This is a genomic window from uncultured Microbacterium sp. (genome assembly GCF_945952435.1).
GTDB lineage: Bacteria > Actinomycetota > Actinomycetes > Actinomycetales > Microbacteriaceae > Microbacterium.
In genome coordinates this window covers 1-15007 of the sequence record NZ_CAMFHZ010000032.1, presented here as the reverse complement: position 1 = coordinate 15007, position 15007 = coordinate 1, and the positions used below count along the sequence as shown (strand labels likewise).

Below are 15007 nucleotides of genomic sequence, written 5' to 3'. Positions count from 1 at the left end.
GGGGGTGACAGAGATGACCGACGACGGCGCGGGCGACGGCTCCACCACCGCGACCGTGCTCGCTCAGGCGCTCGTGCGCGAGGGCCTGCGCAACGTCGCGGCCGGCAGCGATCCGATCGCGATCAAGAAGGGCATCGAGAAGGCCGTCGCCGCAGTGACCGCCAAGCTCCTCGAGAACGCCAAGGAGATCGAGACCACCGACGAGATCGCTGCGACCGCTTCCATCTCGGCGGCCGACGAGCAGATCGGCAAGCTGATCGCCGAGGCGATCGACAAGGTCGGCAAGGAGGGCGTGGTCACCGTCGAGGAGTCCAACACCTTCGGCACCGAGCTCGAGCTGACCGAGGGCATGCGCTTCGACAAGGGCTACCTGTCGGCGTACTTCGTCACCGACGCCGATCGCCAGGAGGCCGTCTTCGAGGATCCCTACATCCTGCTCGTCAACAGCAAGGTCTCGAACATCAAGGATCTGCTCCCGGTCGTCGACCCGGTGATCCAGTCGGGCAAGCAGCTGCTCATCATCGCCGAGGACGTCGAGGGCGAGGCGCTCGCCACGCTCGTGCTCAACAAGATCCGCGGCATCTTCAAGTCGGTCGCCGTCAAGGCTCCCGGCTTCGGCGATCGCCGCAAGGCCATGCTGCAGGACATCGCGATCCTCACCGGCGGCCAGGTCATCTCGGAGGAGGTCGGTCTCAAGCTGGAGAACGCCACCCTCGACATGCTCGGCACCGCGCGCAAGGTCATCATCACCAAGGACGAGACCACCATCGTCCAGGGCGGCGGCGAGGAGGAGGCGATCCAGGGTCGCGTCCAGCAGATCCGTCGCGAGATCGACAACACCGACTCGGACTACGACCGCGAGAAGCTCCAGGAGCGCCTCGCGAAGCTCGCCGGCGGCGTCGCCGTCATCAAGGCGGGCGCGGCCACCGAGGTCGAGCTCAAGGAGCGCAAGCACCGCATCGAGGACGCCGTGCGCAACGCGAAGGCGGCCGTGGAGGAGGGCATCGTCCCCGGTGGTGGCGTCGCTCTGATCCAGTCCGGCAACAAGGCCCTTGAGGCACTGTCGCTGGACGGCGACGAGGCGACCGGCGCGAACATCGTGCGCGTCGCGATCGAGGCCCCGCTGAAGCAGATCGCCCTCAACGCCGGCCTCGAGCCGGGCGTCGTGGCCCACAAGGTCTCCGAGCTCCCCTCGGGTCAGGGCCTCAACGCGGCCACGGGCGAGTACGTCGACATGTTCTCGGCGGGCATCATCGACCCGGCCAAGGTCACCCGCTCCGCGCTGCAGAACGCCGCGTCGATCGCCGGTCTGTTCCTGACCACCGAGGCCGTCGTCGCCGACAAGCCGGAGAAGGCGGCGGCCATGCCCGCCGACCCGTCCGGCGGCATGGACTTCTGAGTCCAGAACCCCTGCGAGAAGGCCCTCCGGATCCGTCCGGAGGGCCTTCTCCGCGTCCGGAGCGTCCCGGGGGTCAGCGGAACAGCGAGGCAGAGTAGTCCTCGGCCTGCGCGTACTGCTGACCGGCGGCGTCGAGGGCCTGCCCGATGGCGGCGAGCGCCTGCTCCACGTGCGCGGACGCACCCCGCCACTGCTCCGTGGCGTTCTGACACGCGAGCGCCGCGGTGCCCGTCCACGAGGACTGCAGGCCGGTGAGCTGGCCCATCAGCGTGGCCACCTCGGTCTGGATGCGCTCGGTCGTGCCGCGCACGGCGGCCGTGGTGCGGAACACCGCTTCGGTGTCGACCGTGAAGACGGACATGTCTGTTCCTTTCGTCGAGGGATCTGTGTCCTCGACGGTAGGGATCCGCAGATGCGCGGAGGCGCCGCACGACGCAACCCGTGCAGATCCGCTCGTCCAGGGAGGCTGTGCGGGGAGAACGACGACGGGCGCCCAGCGGCCCTACGGTTCCCGCGGCCTCAGCGTGAAAGGTCGAGCGGCTCGATCGGCTGCGTGTCCTGGAGGAGGTGCTCCGGTGTCGAGCGGGACGGGGCGAGCGGCAGCGACACCGTGAACGTGGCGCCGCCCCCGGGGGTCTCGGTGACGTGCACCGAGCCGTGGAAGGCCCGCACGATCGAGGCGACGATCGCGAGTCCGAGACCGGCACCGCCCGTGTCCCTGGTGCGCGACGAGTCAGCGCGCCAGAACCGCTGGAAGATCTGGTCCCTGATCTGCTCGGGAACGCCCTCGCCGTGATCGACGATCGAGAACCAGCCCACCCCGCGGTTCCGGTCGGCGCCGACGACGACCTCGATGGGGGAGTCTGCGGGGGAGAAGCGGCGCGCATTGCCGAGCAGGTTCGCGATCACCTGGCGGACCTTGTTCTCCTCGCCGAGCACGATCGGAGGCGTCGAGACGGGGACGACGACCGCCTCGGAGAAGTCGATCGTGGGGACCGCGGGCTCCTCGCGGGGACGGCGGCGCAGGATCGCGGGGATGCGACCACGGACGGCGGCGGGGCGGGAAACGGGGTTCGAGGTCGTGATCGGCTCGGCGGACGCCTGAGGGGCGGGGCCAGGGGCCGGCGACGCCTCGGCCGTCAGGTCGACGACGGAGACGGGGCGCTGCGGCGCCGCCGCGCGCAAGTCGAGCGCGGCGTCCTGGGCGAGCGGACGCAGGTCGAGCGGCTCGATCGTCAGCTCGCGCTGCTCGTCCAGGCGTGCGAGCGCGAGCAGATCCTCGACGAGGACGCCCATCCTCAGGGCCTCCTTCTCGATCCGGTCCATGGCCCGCGCGGTGTCCTCGTCGCCCTTGATCGCGCCCATCCGGTAGAGCTCCGCATAGCCGCGGACGCTCACCAGAGGGGTGCGCAGCTCGTGGCTCGCGTCGCCGATGAACCGCCGCATCTGCTGCACGGTGCGGTCGCGCTGCGCCAGGGAGGCGTCCACCCGATCGAGCATCGTGTTGATCGCGCCGTTGAGCCTGCCCACCTCGGTGGTCGGCTCGAGGTCGGTGAGGCGCTGGCTGAAGTCCCCCGCGGCGATCGCCATCGCCGTGGACTCCACCCGGCCGAGACGCCGGAACGTGAGAGTGACGAGCCCGCGGGTGAGCAGCGCCGCGACCACGATCGTGACGAGCGCCACGGTGATGAAGACGCCGAAGAACGTCGCGATGATGCGGTCAACCTCGGTGAGGGACAGCGCGACGACCTGCGTGTAGGTGATGTTCGTCTTGGGATCCTCGCGGACCGCGACGGCGGCACGGAACTCGGACCCGTCAGGGCCGCTGAACACCTTCGCCTCGGTGCGCTCGGCGTCGACGGTCGCCTGAGCGAGGGGGTAGCTGTGCGGGAAGTCGGGCTTGGCCGCCTTCTCGCCGCCTCCTCCGGAGAACATCAAGCGCCCGTCCGTGCTGTAGATCGCGACGAAGTAGTCGGACAGACGCAGGGTCTCGTCCTTCAGCGTCACCGTGAAGCCGTCGGAGGCCGGGGTGATCGTGGCGAGGTCGCTCGTGACGAGGGTCGGCAGCTGCGACTCGACGTTGTTGATGAGGAGGTTGCGCAGGATCGGCATGGTGCCGATACCGGTGACGATCAGTCCCAGCGCGAGCACGCCGACGGTGACGCCGGTGACCTTGGCCCGAAGGCTGATCCGGCGCCACCAGCGCGTGATCGCGTCAGGCTTGCTGGCCATCCCCTACGCGGACTTCCCCACCTTGAGCATGTAGCCGAAGCCGCGCTTGGTCTGGATGACCGGCTCCTCGGTGTGCGGGTCGATCTTGCGGCGGAGATAGGAGATGTAGCTCTCCACGATGCCGGCGTCTCCGTTGAAGTCGTACTCCCACACGTGGTCGAGGATCTGCGCCTTCGACAGCACGCGGTTCGGGTTGAGCATGAGGTAGCGCAACAGCTTGAACTCGGTGGGGCTGAGTTCGATCGGGCTCGAGCCGACGAACACGTCGTGCGTGTCCTGATCCATGGACAGCTCGCCGGCGCGGATGACGGATTCCTCGTCCGCCTGCATCGTGCGACGCAGGATCGCCTGGGCGCGGGCGACGATCTCGTCGAGCGCGAACGGCTTGGTGACGTAGTCGTCGCCCCCGGCGTTCAGGCCCTCGATCTTGTCCTCGGTGTCGTCCTTGGCCGTCAGGAACAGGATCGGGGCCGTGAAACCGGCCCCGCGCAGTCGCTTGGTGACGCTGAAGCCGTTCATGTCGGGCAGCATGACGTCGAGGATGATGAGGTCGGGCTCCTCCTCCAGCACCGCGGAAATCGTGGCTGCCCCGTTGGCGACGGTCTTCACCGAGAACCCGGCGAAGCTCAGGCCCGTGGAGAGGACGTCGCGGATGTTGGGTTCGTCGTCGACGACCAGGATGCGCGCTTCAGTCATGCCCCCATTATGGTGACCCGATCCGTGTTCGGGCTGATTGCGTGCGATTCCCCTGGATATGCGGGGGAGGCAGGGGCAGAGTTGTGCCATGAAGATCGACATCATCGAGCACGAGGGTCCGTACCGCGTCGGCGTCATCATCGGGAGTCTGTCGCGCGAATCCATCAACCGGCGTCTCGCGAACGCGCTGACGCATCTGGCTCCGGACGGGTTCGAGTTCTTCGAGATCGACTACGCGGACCTGCCGCTCTACAACCGCGACTTCGACGCGGACTATCCGCCGGTCGCTCTGGAGTTCAAGGCTTCGGTCGCCGAGGCGGATGCTCTTCTCTTCGTGACACCGGAATACAATCGCTCGCTGCCCGGTCCGCTGAAGAACGCGATCGACTGGGGGAGTCGGCCCTGGGGGCAGAACGTCTGGGCGCATAAGCCGACGGGCGTGATCGGCGCGTCGATGGGCGCGATCGGCACGGCGGTGGGGCAGCAGTCCCTTCGGGCGACGCTGGGCTTCCTGAACGCGCGGCAGATGACCTCTCCCGAGGCCTACATCCACTACTCCCCGGGGCTGATCGACGACGACGGACGTGTCACGACGCCGGGCGTGGAGGAGTTCCTGCGCCACTTCATGCAGGCGTTCGCGGAGTACACCGCGCGCGTGCTGACGGTCATCCCGCAGACCTGAGCGCGGCGCTCAGGCAGCTTCGAGCTCGTCGGCGTCCATGATCGTGTAGCTGTATCCCTGCTCCGCGAGGAAGCGCTGCCGGTTCTGCGCGTAGTCCTGATCGACCGTGTCGCGGGCGACGAGGGTGTAGAAGCTGGCGGTGTGTCCCGACTGCTTGGGCCGCAGCAGCCGTCCGAGCCGCTGCGCCTCCTCCTGGCGGGAGCCGAAGGATCCGGAGACCTGGATCGCGACCGAGGCCTCGGGGAGGTCGATCGAGAAGTTCGCGACCTTCGACACGACGAGCAGCTCGATCTCGCCCTCGCGGAACTGCCGGTACAGCTCCTCGCGTTCGTCGACCGGCGTCGCCCCGGTGATCGACGGGGCATTCAGCGCCTCGGAGAGCTCCTCGAGCTGGTCCAGGTACTGCCCGATCACCAGGATCCGCTCACCCGGGTGCTTCGCGATCAGCTCGCGGACGGCGGTGATCTTGGCGGGGGCGGACGCGGCGAGGCGGTAGCGCTCGTCGTCGGTCGCGGCCGCATACTCCAGACGCTCGTCCGGCGGGAGGTCGACACGGACCTCATAACAGGCCGCAGGGGAGATGAAGCCCTGCGCCTCGATCTGCTTCCACGGCGCGTCGAAGCGCTTCGGCCCGATCAGGCTGAACACGTCGCCCTCCCGGCCGTCCTCGCGCACGAGCGTCGCGGTGAGGCCGATCCGACGCCGCGCCTGCAGGTCCGCGGTGAGCTTGAACACCGGTGCGGGCAGCAGGTGGACCTCGTCGTAGACCACGAGACCCCAGTCCATCTCGTCGAGCAGCGAGAGGTGCGCGTACTGGCCCTTCCGCTTCGCCGTGAGGATCTGGTACGTCGCGATCGTGACCGGCTTGACCTCCTTCACCTGACCGGAGTACTCGCCGATCTCCTCGGCCGTGAGGCTGGTGCGCTTGAGCAGCTCGTCCCGCCACTGCCGTGCGGACACCGCGTTGGTGACGAGGATGAGCGTCGTGGTCTTCGTCGCCGCCATGGCGCCGGCCCCGACGATCGTCTTCCCCGCGCCGCAGGGGAGCACGACGACGCCGGACCCGTCCTTCGCGTAGGCCTCGACGGCCTGACGCTGATACGGCCGCATCTCCCAGCCGTCCTCGGCGAGCGTGATCTCGTGCGGGGTCCCGGGCGTGTACCCGGCGAGGTCCTCCGCGGGCCAGCCGATCTTCAGCAGCTCCTGCTTGATCTGGCCTCGCGCCCAGGCGTCGACGACGTAGGTGTCCGGGGCGGGATGGCCGATGAGCAGCGGCTGGATCCTCTTGTTCCCGGCGACCTGCGTGAGCACGGCGGGGTCGGTGGAGCGCAGGATGAGCACGCCCTCGTCGTCGCGTTCGATCACGAGCCGTCCGTAGCGGTTCACGGTCTCGCGGATGTCCACTGAGACCGAGGGCGGCACGGGGAAGCGCGACCAGCGGTCCAGGGTGTCGAGCATGTCGTCGGCGGTGTGCCCCGCCGCCCGGGCGTTCCACAGCCCGAGCCGGGTGATCCGGTACGTGTGGATGTGCTCGGGGGCGCGCTCCAGCTCGGCGAAGATCGCGAGCTCGTGCCGGGCGCTCTCGGCGTCGGCGTGCGCGACCTCGAGCAGCACGGTGCGGTCGCTCTGGACGATCAGCGGGCCATCAGACATAGCGGAACAGTCTACCGGTCGCGGCGCGGGCGCGGGCCTTCCCGTCCTCCGAGCCGGATCACTCCGGGGAGGCCCCGACCGGACGCGTCGCACGGATCGAACGGATCGGGAGCGTGCGCTCGACATCCCCCGCGCGGTCGCGCCCCCGGAGGCGGCCGCCGCCGAAGCCGGTGACCTCGAGCACGAGCTCACGGGAGGAGCCGTCGGGCATCGCGACCTCCACGGCGATCACGGCCCGCTGCTTGGCCGCGTGCTCGAGCTCGCGCTCGAGCCATGCGGTCTCGGCATCGACGCCCCGGGCGTCGCGGAGGCGGGCGATGAGCGTCGCGTAGCTTTCGGTGGCGGGGCGCAGGACAGGAGCCGGATCGGCCAGGGTGCGCAACGGGCGCTCCACGCCGCCGTCGCGGTCCACGAGAGCGGCCGGGTAGTGCTCGTCGCTCAGGGCCCAGAACACGGTGTCCCGGTTCACCCGGGTGGTCAGGGAGTCCTCCTCGCGGACGAGTCCCAGGGGGCGCAGCGCCTGGTCGATGCCGATGGCCTGCAGCAGGTGCGGATCGTCGGCGCGGACGCGCGTCCGGCCCGAGTCGGCGTCGGTGGAGACACGGACCTGCCCGTGCCGCGCGGCGCTCTGCGCGAGCAGGTAGCGCAGCGGCTGGGGAACGCCGGTGAGGGAGATCCCTTCGAGGAACGCGGTGATCCCCTCGGCGGTCTCCCCGGCCGACAGCGCCCCGCTGAGCGTGTCGGCGGTGAACCGGTACGAGGAGGCCTGACTCGCGGACTCGCGGGCCGCCATGCCGCGTAGGCGCAGGTCGAGCGCGGGGAGGAGCGGACCCGGCGCGATCGCGGTGAGGTCGTTCTGCAGGAAGATGCGGTCGACCTCCGCCGGCACGAATCCGGCGAGCGCGGCCGGATCGGGACTCTCGCCGCGGCGTGCGGCGGTCGCCCAGGGCGTCTCCTCGCCCGTGTCGGCCACGAGCCCGAGGAGCCGGGCCTCGCGGAGGAGACCCTCGGCGCGCGCGGGCCAGGACGGATCCCAGGGGTGCTCGCCGGCCCAGCCGGCGATGGGGATCCATCCGCCGGCCTCGGTGCGCAGCGCCGCCGGCAGGGCGGCGCGGAAGCCCTCGACGAGCGCGGACCAGCGCCGCGGCCCGGGAAGGCGGAGCCAGGCGGCGCCCTCAGGCGAGAGACGCAGGGAGCGGTCGGTGGGACGCAGCAGGCCGGCGGCCGCGCCGAGCGTCAGCAGGTCGTCGAGCAGCGCGGCATCGTCCGGCAGCCCGCGCTCGATGAGCCTGCGACGCTCGGACAGGCCGACCGTGCCGCCCGCGAGCAGCGTGAGCGGCGTCTCCTCGGCGAGCAGGAGCGCATCCGCCAGGGTGGCCACCGAGGTGAAGGCGCGCTCGGCGGCGCGGGCAGAGACGTCCGCGTCGGCGGGCGCAGGCGCGGACGTCCCCGCGTCGTCCGACACGTCCTCTCTCGCGGCCACGGCGGTGGCGACCGGGGGCGGGACGGATCCGCTCGGCGAGAGCAGCGCCAGCGCCTCGAGGGACGCCGCGGGGTCGCCCGGATCCTCGCCGCGGGCCGCGCGCGAGAGCGCCGCCGCCTCGGCGCGCGTGAGCCGGGGCAGGATCCGACCCAACGACGCCGCGTCGAGCAGCCCCTCGGCGGCATCGAAGAAGTCGTCCCAGGGCACGTCGGGGCGGACCTCGCGACGGTCGAACAACTGAGCGAGATCGACGTCCGCGCGCGCTGACAGCGCCTCCGCGATCAGACGCGCGTGGGTGCTCATGGCACGACGGCTCTCGGCGTCAGGAGCGCCGAGCCGCGCGGCCTCTCCGCACGAAGCTCATCACGAGCAGGACGATGATCATGACGAAGGCGATCGGCAGACCCCAGAACGGGAAGACGCCCACGATCGGCCAGGCGCCGTGCGTGAAGTCCTGCTGCTTCATCCCGACGGCCGTGCCGATGATGATCACGAAGAAGCAGATCACGGAGACCGCGGCGAGAGCGAGTGCGCCGAACGTCAGGAAGCGGTCGATCGCGCGGATCGGAGGCTCGTCGGCGGGCGGCGGGGTGCTCATCCGTCCCAGCCTACCCGCTCCGGGGCCGGTAGGCTGGAGGGGTGCGGGGCATCCGCATCCAGCCAGAGCGGGTCCCCCGGATCCGCCCTCCCGACAAAGCAGCGAGGTTCTCCCATGCCCACCGGCAAGGTCAGGTTCTACGACGACGAGAAGGGGTTCGGCTTCATCACCACGGATGACGGCCAGGACGTCTTCCTGCACGCCACGTCCCTCCCCGCCGGCGCCTCGGTCAAGGCCGGGTCCCGCGTCGAGTTCGGCGTCGCCGACGGCAAGCGCGGGCTGCAGGCGCTCTCCGTGCGCGTCCTGGAGGCCCCGGCGAGCCTCGCGAAGGCGAAGCGCAAGCCCGCGGACGACATGGCCGTGATCGTCGAGGATCTGGTGAAGCTCCTCGACGGCATCGGCGGGGATCTGCGCCGAGGCCGCTACCCCTCCTCCAGCCACGGCCGCAAGATCGCGGCGGTGCTGCGCAACGTGGCCGAGGACTTCGATGCCTGAGGACGGCCCCGACGAGGCCGCCGCCGAGCAGACCGCGCAGATCGCGTCCGTCGAGGCCGCTCCCGTCGTGAGCGAGCGTCTTCTCGACGCGCGCGACCTGGCGCTCGCGGCGCTGCACGAGATCACGCCCGCGGCGACCGTGGGCCCGGCCGCCGGATATCTGCCCGAGGCGGACGGCGTCCTCTCGCTGCGGTTCGAGAACCGTCTCGCCGGCTATCCCGGCTGGTACTGGACCGTGACCGTCGCGCAGGTCGGCGACGAGGAGCCGACCGTGCTGGAGGCGGAGCTCCTCCCCGGGGCGGGGGCGTTGCGCGCGCCGGACTGGGTGCCGTGGGCCGAGCGCTTGGCGGAGTACCGTGCGCATCAGGCCGAGCTCGCCGCGGAGGCCGAACGCAGCGGATCCGCGGACCCCGCGGAGGACGAGGACGATCCGGTCCTCGACGGCGACGACGATACCGACGATCTCGACGACGAGGATGCCGAGGTCGACGAGGACGACGTGGCTCCGCGCCTGCATGCCGGGGACGTGGACGGTGTCGACATCGACGAGCTCGACGACTCCGTGGACGACGCGGACGAGTCCGACGAGGACGAGCCCTCCGAAGAAGAGGCCGACGAAGAGGAATGACACCCGCGCGGCAGGGCGATCTCGTGCCGCAGAACGTCGTGCCGCAGAACGCAGAGGGGCGCCGTCCGGCCGGACGGCGCCCCTCTGCGTTACGGGATCAGCTGTTCTCGAGCACGTAGTCGATCGAACGGATCAGCTGGCGCACATCCTCGGGCTCGATCGAGACGAACGTCGCGATCCGCAGCTGGTTGCGCCCGAGCTTGCGATACGGCTCGGTGTCGACGATGCCGTTCGCGCGGAGCGTCTTGGCGACGGCCGACGCGTCCACCGACTCGTCGAAGTCGATCGTCGCGACGACGGGCGAGCGGTCCGACGCGTCCGCGACGAACGGCGTCGCGACGGCGGAGGCCTCGGCCCAACGGTAGATCTCCTGCGAGGACTCGTCCGTGCGGGCGGCGGCCCACGCCAGGCCGCCGTTGCCGTTGATCCACGCCAGCTGCGAGTCGAGCAGGTGCAGCGTCGCGAGCGCGGGGGTGTTCAGCGTCTGCTCGAGGCGGGAGTTGTCGACCGCGTTCTTGAGGCTGAGGAACTCGGGGATGTAGCGGCCGGAGCCGGCGATCCGCTCGATCCGTTCGATCGCGGCGGGGGACACGGCGGCGAACCACAGTCCGCCGTCGGAGCCGAGGTTCTTCTGCGGGGCGAAGTAGTACACGTCGGTCTCCGCGATGTCCACGTCGATGCCGCCGGCGGCGCTCGTCGCGTCGACGACGGTGAGCGCGCCCTCGGCGCGAACGCGACGGACCGGCGAGACGACGCCGGTGGAGGTCTCGTTATGCGGCCACGCGTAGACGTCGACGCCGTCGACGACCTCCGCGGCGGCGCGGCTGCCCGGCTCGGCGGTGCGGACGTCCGGCGCCTGCAGCCACGGCGCGGCGGCCGCCTTGGCGAACTTCCCGCCGAACTCGCCGGACACGAGGTTCTGCGCGCGGTTCTCGATGAGCCCGAACGCCGCCGCGTCCCAGAACGCGGTCGAGCCGCCGTTGCCGAGGACGATCTCGTACCCCTCGGGAAGGCGGAAGAGGTCGGCGAGTCCCTCGCGAACGCTCCGCACGAGGTTCTTCACCGGTGCCTGGCGGTGCGAGGTGCCCAGCAGGCTCGTTCCGACCGCCGCCAGGGCGGAGACCTGTTCGGCACGGATCTTGGACGGACCGCAGCCGAAGCGGCCGTCGACGGGCAGAAGTTCGCGGGGAATCTCGATCGCCATGCCCCGATTCTAGAGTTCGGACGGCGGCGCCCCGGACCGCGTGACACCGCGTGACTCCCGCTTCCGCCGGGAGGGGGAGGGCGTCATGGATCGGCGCGATCCCGTGTCCCCGGCGGAAGGTAGGCTTGCCTAACAGAGCGTCGCGGCGCCGGACGAAGCAGGGGAATCGATGACCGATCTGATCGACACCACGGAGATGTACCTCCGCACCATCCTCGAACTCGAGGAGGAGAACATCGTGCCCCTGCGCGCACGCATCTCCGAGCGTCTCGGGCACTCAGGTCCGACGGTGTCGCAGACGGTCGGGCGAATGGAGCGCGACGGTCTCGTCGTCGTCTCCGAGGACCGCCACCTCGAGCTCACCGACGCCGGGCGCCGCAAGGCCGTCGACGTGATGCGCAAGCACCGTCTCGCGGAGCGGCTGCTCTCGGACGTGATCGGCCTCGACTGGGCCTACGTGCACGAGGAGGCCTGCCGCTGGGAGCACGTGATGAGCGAGCAGGTCGAGCGTCGCCTCGTCGAGCTCCTCGGCCACCCGACCGAGTCGCCCTACGGCAATCCGATCCCGGGTCTGGACCAGCTGGGGGGAGCACCGTCGCGCACGTTCGACGAGGGCGTGATCGGCCTCGTCGAGCACATGAACACCGTGGGGACCCCTGCCGAAGGAACTGTGCGCCGTCTCGCCGAGCCCGCGCAGGTGGATCCCGAGCTGCTCGAACAGCTCCGCGGAGCGGGCGTCGTGCCCGGTGCGCGGGGCCGGTTCCGCTTCAACGAGGGCTACGTGCTCATCGAGGTCGACGGTCAGGACGAGGGGCTGGAGCTCCCCGTCGAGCTGGCGTCCCACATCTTCCTCGTCGCCTGAGTGCGGTTCGGGGACCGCGGTACCGGTCACGACGGTGACAGCGGCGTGACTCTCCGGTAGCGTCGAGAAGGTCGTCGGCGCGGAAGGCCGGCGGCCTCCGCGGCGCTCGCCTCACCGATCCGTCGCCGCCGCGGGGAGTCCAGCGCCCGTTCCCGTGCGGGCCGTACCCGAACGACGGATGGCGCCGATGAGTGCGTCGAGGCCGCAGGAGGACGCCGTGCTCGCACCGCACTCGAAGGGCCGCACCGACGGCCCCCCGAGCATCCCGCCCGCAGCGACCCGTTCGGGCAGTCGTGGTTCGGGTCGGGCGGTCCGCTCCATCCGATCCGTTGCGATCCTCAGCGCGGTGGGCACGCTCGTCGCGGCGATCGCGCTGCCGGCGTTCGCCTCGGCGCGGGGAACGGCCGCACCCGCTCCGGCGACCGCGGAGCAGCTCGCCGCGGACAACGCGCAATCTCTCGTCGTCGCCTCGGAGGCGTCGGAGGTCAGCGCGGAACGGAGCACGTTCACGGCGACGACGCCGGACGAGATCCAGACGCGCAAGGCCGAAGCCGCCGCGGCCGCGCGCGCCGCGGAGGCGGCGAAGGCCGCCGCTTCTGCCGCCGCACGCCCGGCCAGCGCCCAGGCGCCGACCGGTTACGCGCTGGTGGCTCCCGGATCCGGCGCGGTCCGCTATCCGCTTCCCGCCGGGAGCTACACGGGCGGCGAGGGACCGGGTTCCGGCCGCGGCCACGAGGGCTGGGACATGCTCGCCCCGCAGGGCACCCCGATCTACGCCGCGATCGGCGGCACCGTCGTGGGCTCCGCCGAGAGCATCGGCGGCTACGGCGTCTGCATCATCATCATGAGCGAACTCAACGGCACCGCGGTGCAGACGCGCTACGGGCACATGGTCTACGGCAGCAGGATGGTCCAGGAGGGCGACACGGTCGTGCCGGGGCAGTTGATCGGTCAGGTCGGCAACACGGGCAACTCCTACGGGTCGCATCTGCACTTCGAGGTCCGCATCAGCGGGTCGGTGATGGATCCCGAGCCCTGGCTCATCGCGAACGCCGGCTGATCCGTCGTCGGCAGCACCCGGGGGATGCCCAGGTTCAGGGCGTGACAGGCACGTCACGATCGGGTAACGTCGAAACGTCGTCGTCGAGAAACCGTCGACGATCGCCGCAGCGGATGCCCTGCTCGTCACCGCCGCGGTCGCCTCGCGCAGGTCGTGCCCGAACGCCCTGCACCGAAAGACACCTGGACGAGCGGGCATCCGCCCGGCCCGGAGAACCCTGTGACTGCTGAACTCGAACCGACCGAGAAGAACGCACCCGTCCCCGCACGCACCGCCGCACCGCCCACCCGCTCGACCTGGGGAGCCGTCCGCTCCATCCGCTCGGCCGTGATCCTCGGCGTCGTCGGCATGCTGGTCGCCGCGATCGCTCTTCCCGCGTTCGCCAACGGCGCCCCCGTGACCGCGGCCAGTGCGAAGACCGCGCAGCAGCTCGCGGCGGGCAACGCGCAGTCGATCGTCGTGGCATCCGGCGTCGCGTCGACCGGGACCGGTGCCCGCGACTCGTTCACCGCCACCACGCCGCAGGAGATCCAGAAGAAGAAGGATGACGACGCGGCGGCGGCCGCCGCGGCCAAGGCCGCGTCCGAGGCGTCGTCGCAGGCGATGACCGCCTCCGTGCACGCCACGATGGCGACGATCGCCAAGCCCGGCCAGGTCATCTACCCGATGGTCGCCGGGTCCTACACCCTGACCGACGGCTTCGGTGCGGCGCGCAGCGGACGCAGCCACATGGGTCAGGACTTCGCGGCGCCCGTCGGCACGCCCATCTACGCGATCACCGACGGCTGCGTCGAGATCTCCCAGTCCAGCTACGGCGGCTACGGCGAGACCGTGCAGCTCTCGCACCCCGGACTCAGCGGGGGGAGCGCGATCTCCACGCTCTACGGTCACATGAGCTACCGGGCTGTCGGCGTCGGCCAGTGCGTGAGCGCAGGGCAGTACCTCGGAGAGGTCGGCGCGACCGGCTGGGTCTCCGGATCCTGCCTGCATTTCGAGGTGCTCGTGAACGGCACGGAGATCGACCCCCTCGCCTGGCTGCAGGCCAACGTGATCTGACGCGACGCGCCGCATCGTTCACCGGATGTTCGGCCCGTCGCCCTCCCCCGATGGGTTAGCCTGAGTCCGTCGTCGCAAGGGCGGAGGAACTCGATGGAGCGAATACCAGCCATCCGAACCACGGATGCACTCGGTCGCCTCGTTCTTCGGCATTGCCCGCAGGATGTGCACGGTCCGGCCGTGCGGGAAAGGCGCTGTCCCTAGGGGCAGCGCCTTTCGTCATCCCTGCGAGCCCACCGCCTGCGCACGGTCGAGAGAACCGGGAAGCCGTCCCGGTCGTATCGAAGGGATGCTGCATGCGTACTCTGGTGCTCAACGCGGGCTATGAGCCGCTCGCGATCGTGTCGTTCCGACGCGCGCTGGTGCTCGTGATGAACGAGAAGGCCTCGATCGTCGCCTGCGACGAGGGGGATCCGGTCTGGGCCACGAGCGGACGCTACGACCGCCCCGCAGTCATCGTGCTCAGCCGCTACGTACGGGTGCCGAGAACGCGCCACGCACCGGTCACCCGGCGGGGCGTGCTGCGCCGGGACGGCAATCGGTGCGGCTACTGCGGCAAGACCGCGTCCACGATCGACCACGTGATGCCCCGTTCGCGCGGCGGCAAGAACTCGTGGGAGAACCTCGTCGCGTGCTGCCTGCGGTGCAACAACCTCAAGAGCGATCGGACCCCGCAGGAGATGGGGTGGGAGCTGCGCCTCACTCCGGCGCCGCCGCGGGGGACGGGGTGGACCGTGCGCGGATCCGAGCGCAACGAACCCAGCTGGGAGCCGTACCTCGCGATGGCGGCGTGACGGGGCGCCGGATCGTTAGACTGGACGGGCGCCTTCGTAGCTCAGTCGGATAGAGCGGCCCTCTCCTAAAGGGCAGGTCGCAGGTTCGAATCCTGTCGAGGGCACGAGAACGGGAGGGTCGCCCAGCGGGCGGCCCTCCCGTTCTCTACACCGCGCGACAGGCGG

Annotated in this window: 15 protein-coding genes and 1 tRNA gene; 9 read left to right on the top strand and 7 right to left on the bottom strand. The window is 70.6% G+C overall.

The window, feature by feature from the left end:
• Positions 1 to 1399 (top strand): chaperonin GroEL (groL, locus tag Q0P88_RS13765; RefSeq protein WP_295014915.1); only part of this gene is annotated, 1399 nt, incomplete at its 5' end.
• A 73-nt stretch (positions 1400 to 1472) separates the two neighbouring features.
• Here the strand turns inward: groL and Q0P88_RS13760 are convergent.
• The 3 genes from Q0P88_RS13760 to Q0P88_RS13750 all read right to left on the bottom strand — a co-directional run bounded on the left by Q0P88_RS13760 (position 1473) and on the right by Q0P88_RS13750 (position 4327).
• On the bottom strand, positions 1473 to 1760 hold the full coding sequence (locus Q0P88_RS13760; RefSeq protein ID WP_295014131.1) for a WXG100 family type VII secretion target: 288 nt from the start codon (positions 1758 to 1760) through the stop codon (positions 1473 to 1475).
• Between the two features lie 158 nt (positions 1761 to 1918).
• Positions 1919 to 3631: a cell wall metabolism sensor histidine kinase WalK gene (locus Q0P88_RS13755; protein WP_295014129.1), complete on the bottom strand. Its 1713-nt coding sequence runs from the start codon at positions 3629 to 3631 to the stop codon at positions 1919 to 1921.
• 3 nt (positions 3632 to 3634) lie between these two features.
• Positions 3635 to 4327: a response regulator transcription factor gene (locus Q0P88_RS13750; RefSeq protein ID WP_045273479.1), complete on the bottom strand. Its 693-nt coding sequence runs from the start codon at positions 4325 to 4327 to the stop codon at positions 3635 to 3637.
• An 88-nt stretch (positions 4328 to 4415) separates the two neighbouring features.
• Between Q0P88_RS13750 and Q0P88_RS13745 the strand changes: the two genes are divergently transcribed.
• Positions 4416 to 5009 (top strand): NADPH-dependent FMN reductase, encoded by a 594-nt coding sequence (locus tag Q0P88_RS13745; RefSeq protein ID WP_295014125.1) that lies wholly within the window; start codon positions 4416 to 4418, stop codon positions 5007 to 5009.
• A gap of 9 nt (positions 5010 to 5018) precedes the next feature.
• On the opposite strand, the gene Q0P88_RS13740 is transcribed toward Q0P88_RS13745, so the two are convergent.
• The 3 genes from Q0P88_RS13740 to Q0P88_RS13730 are packed head-to-tail and all read right to left on the bottom strand — an operon-like array spanning position 5019 to position 8743.
• On the bottom strand, positions 5019 to 6662 hold the full coding sequence (locus Q0P88_RS13740; RefSeq protein WP_295014123.1) for a DNA repair helicase XPB: 1644 nt from the start codon (positions 6660 to 6662) through the stop codon (positions 5019 to 5021).
• 58 nt (positions 6663 to 6720) lie between these two features.
• Positions 6721 to 8448: a helicase-associated domain-containing protein gene (locus Q0P88_RS13735; RefSeq protein WP_295014121.1), complete on the bottom strand. Its 1728-nt coding sequence runs from the start codon at positions 8446 to 8448 to the stop codon at positions 6721 to 6723.
• A 19-nt stretch (positions 8449 to 8467) separates the two neighbouring features.
• On the bottom strand, positions 8468 to 8743 hold the full coding sequence (locus tag Q0P88_RS13730; RefSeq protein WP_295014119.1) for a multidrug ABC transporter ATPase: 276 nt from the start codon (positions 8741 to 8743) through the stop codon (positions 8468 to 8470).
• Positions 8744 to 8857: 114 nt separating this feature from the next.
• On the opposite strand from Q0P88_RS13730, the gene Q0P88_RS13725 reads away from it, so the two are divergent.
• Entirely contained in the window at positions 8858 to 9238 is a 381-nt protein-coding gene (locus Q0P88_RS13725; RefSeq protein ID WP_295014117.1) for a cold-shock protein, read from the top strand.
• Positions 9231 to 9866 carry a DUF3027 domain-containing protein gene (locus tag Q0P88_RS13720; protein WP_295014116.1) on the top strand — a complete coding sequence of 212 codons (636 nt, stop codon included), beginning with the start codon at positions 9231 to 9233 and terminating at the stop codon, positions 9864 to 9866. The genes Q0P88_RS13725 and Q0P88_RS13720 overlap by 8 nt, the downstream gene beginning before the upstream one ends.
• A gap of 97 nt (positions 9867 to 9963) precedes the next feature.
• Here the strand turns inward: Q0P88_RS13720 and serC are convergent, their stop codons facing one another.
• A complete protein-coding gene (serC, locus tag Q0P88_RS13715) occupies positions 9964 to 11070 on the bottom strand; it encodes a phosphoserine transaminase (protein ID WP_295014114.1) in 1107 nt (368 codons plus the stop codon).
• A gap of 169 nt (positions 11071 to 11239) precedes the next feature.
• Here serC and Q0P88_RS13710 point away from each other — a divergent pair, with 169 nt between their 5' ends.
• The 5 genes from Q0P88_RS13710 to Q0P88_RS13690 all read left to right on the top strand — a co-directional run bounded on the left by Q0P88_RS13710 (position 11240) and on the right by Q0P88_RS13690 (position 14946).
• Positions 11240 to 11932 carry a metal-dependent transcriptional regulator gene (locus Q0P88_RS13710; protein ID WP_295014112.1) on the top strand — a complete coding sequence of 231 codons (693 nt, stop codon included), beginning with the start codon at positions 11240 to 11242 and terminating at the stop codon, positions 11930 to 11932.
• A gap of 187 nt (positions 11933 to 12119) precedes the next feature.
• Positions 12120 to 12992: a M23 family metallopeptidase gene (locus Q0P88_RS13705; RefSeq protein ID WP_295014110.1), complete on the top strand. Its 873-nt coding sequence runs from the start codon at positions 12120 to 12122 to the stop codon at positions 12990 to 12992.
• Positions 12993 to 13211: 219 nt separating this feature from the next.
• Positions 13212 to 14048, top strand: a complete 837-nt coding sequence (locus Q0P88_RS13700) for a M23 family metallopeptidase (protein ID WP_295014108.1) — start codon at positions 13212 to 13214, stop codon at positions 14046 to 14048.
• Positions 14049 to 14344: 296 nt separating this feature from the next.
• On the top strand, positions 14345 to 14842 hold the full coding sequence (locus Q0P88_RS13695; RefSeq protein ID WP_295014106.1) for an HNH endonuclease: 498 nt from the start codon (positions 14345 to 14347) through the stop codon (positions 14840 to 14842).
• 30 nt (positions 14843 to 14872) lie between these two features.
• Positions 14873 to 14946: transfer RNA gene (locus Q0P88_RS13690), tRNA-Arg, on the top strand.
• Positions 14947 to 15007: the final 61 nt, after the last annotated feature.

Excerpts from the sequence above, each read along its gene's own strand:
- Q0P88_RS13705 (WP_295014110.1), top strand. The coding sequence starts at position 12,120 with ATGAGTGCGTCGAGGCCGCAGGAGGACGCCGTGCTCGCACCGCACTCG.
- Q0P88_RS13735 (WP_295014121.1), bottom strand. The coding sequence starts at position 8,448 with ATGAGCACCCACGCGCGTCTGATCGCGGAGGCGCTGTCAGCGCGCGCG.
- Q0P88_RS13745 (WP_295014125.1), top strand. The coding sequence starts at position 4,416 with ATGAAGATCGACATCATCGAGCACGAGGGTCCGTACCGCGTCGGCGTC.
- serC (WP_295014114.1), bottom strand. The coding sequence starts at position 11,070 with ATGGCGATCGAGATTCCCCGCGAACTTCTGCCCGTCGACGGCCGCTTC.
- Q0P88_RS13760 (WP_295014131.1), bottom strand. The coding sequence starts at position 1,760 with ATGTCCGTCTTCACGGTCGACACCGAAGCGGTGTTCCGCACCACGGCC.
- Q0P88_RS13750 (WP_045273479.1), bottom strand. The coding sequence starts at position 4,327 with ATGACTGAAGCGCGCATCCTGGTCGTCGACGACGAACCCAACATCCGC.
- Q0P88_RS13710 (WP_295014112.1), top strand. The coding sequence starts at position 11,240 with ATGACCGATCTGATCGACACCACGGAGATGTACCTCCGCACCATCCTC.
- Q0P88_RS13755 (WP_295014129.1), bottom strand. The coding sequence starts at position 3,631 with ATGGCCAGCAAGCCTGACGCGATCACGCGCTGGTGGCGCCGGATCAGC.
- Q0P88_RS13720 (WP_295014116.1), top strand. The coding sequence starts at position 9,231 with ATGCCTGAGGACGGCCCCGACGAGGCCGCCGCCGAGCAGACCGCGCAG.
- Q0P88_RS13730 (WP_295014119.1), bottom strand. The coding sequence starts at position 8,743 with ATGAGCACCCCGCCGCCCGCCGACGAGCCTCCGATCCGCGCGATCGAC.
- Q0P88_RS13695 (WP_295014106.1), top strand. The coding sequence starts at position 14,345 with ATGCGTACTCTGGTGCTCAACGCGGGCTATGAGCCGCTCGCGATCGTG.
- Q0P88_RS13725 (WP_295014117.1), top strand. The coding sequence starts at position 8,858 with ATGCCCACCGGCAAGGTCAGGTTCTACGACGACGAGAAGGGGTTCGGC.
- Q0P88_RS13740 (WP_295014123.1), bottom strand. The coding sequence starts at position 6,662 with ATGTCTGATGGCCCGCTGATCGTCCAGAGCGACCGCACCGTGCTGCTC.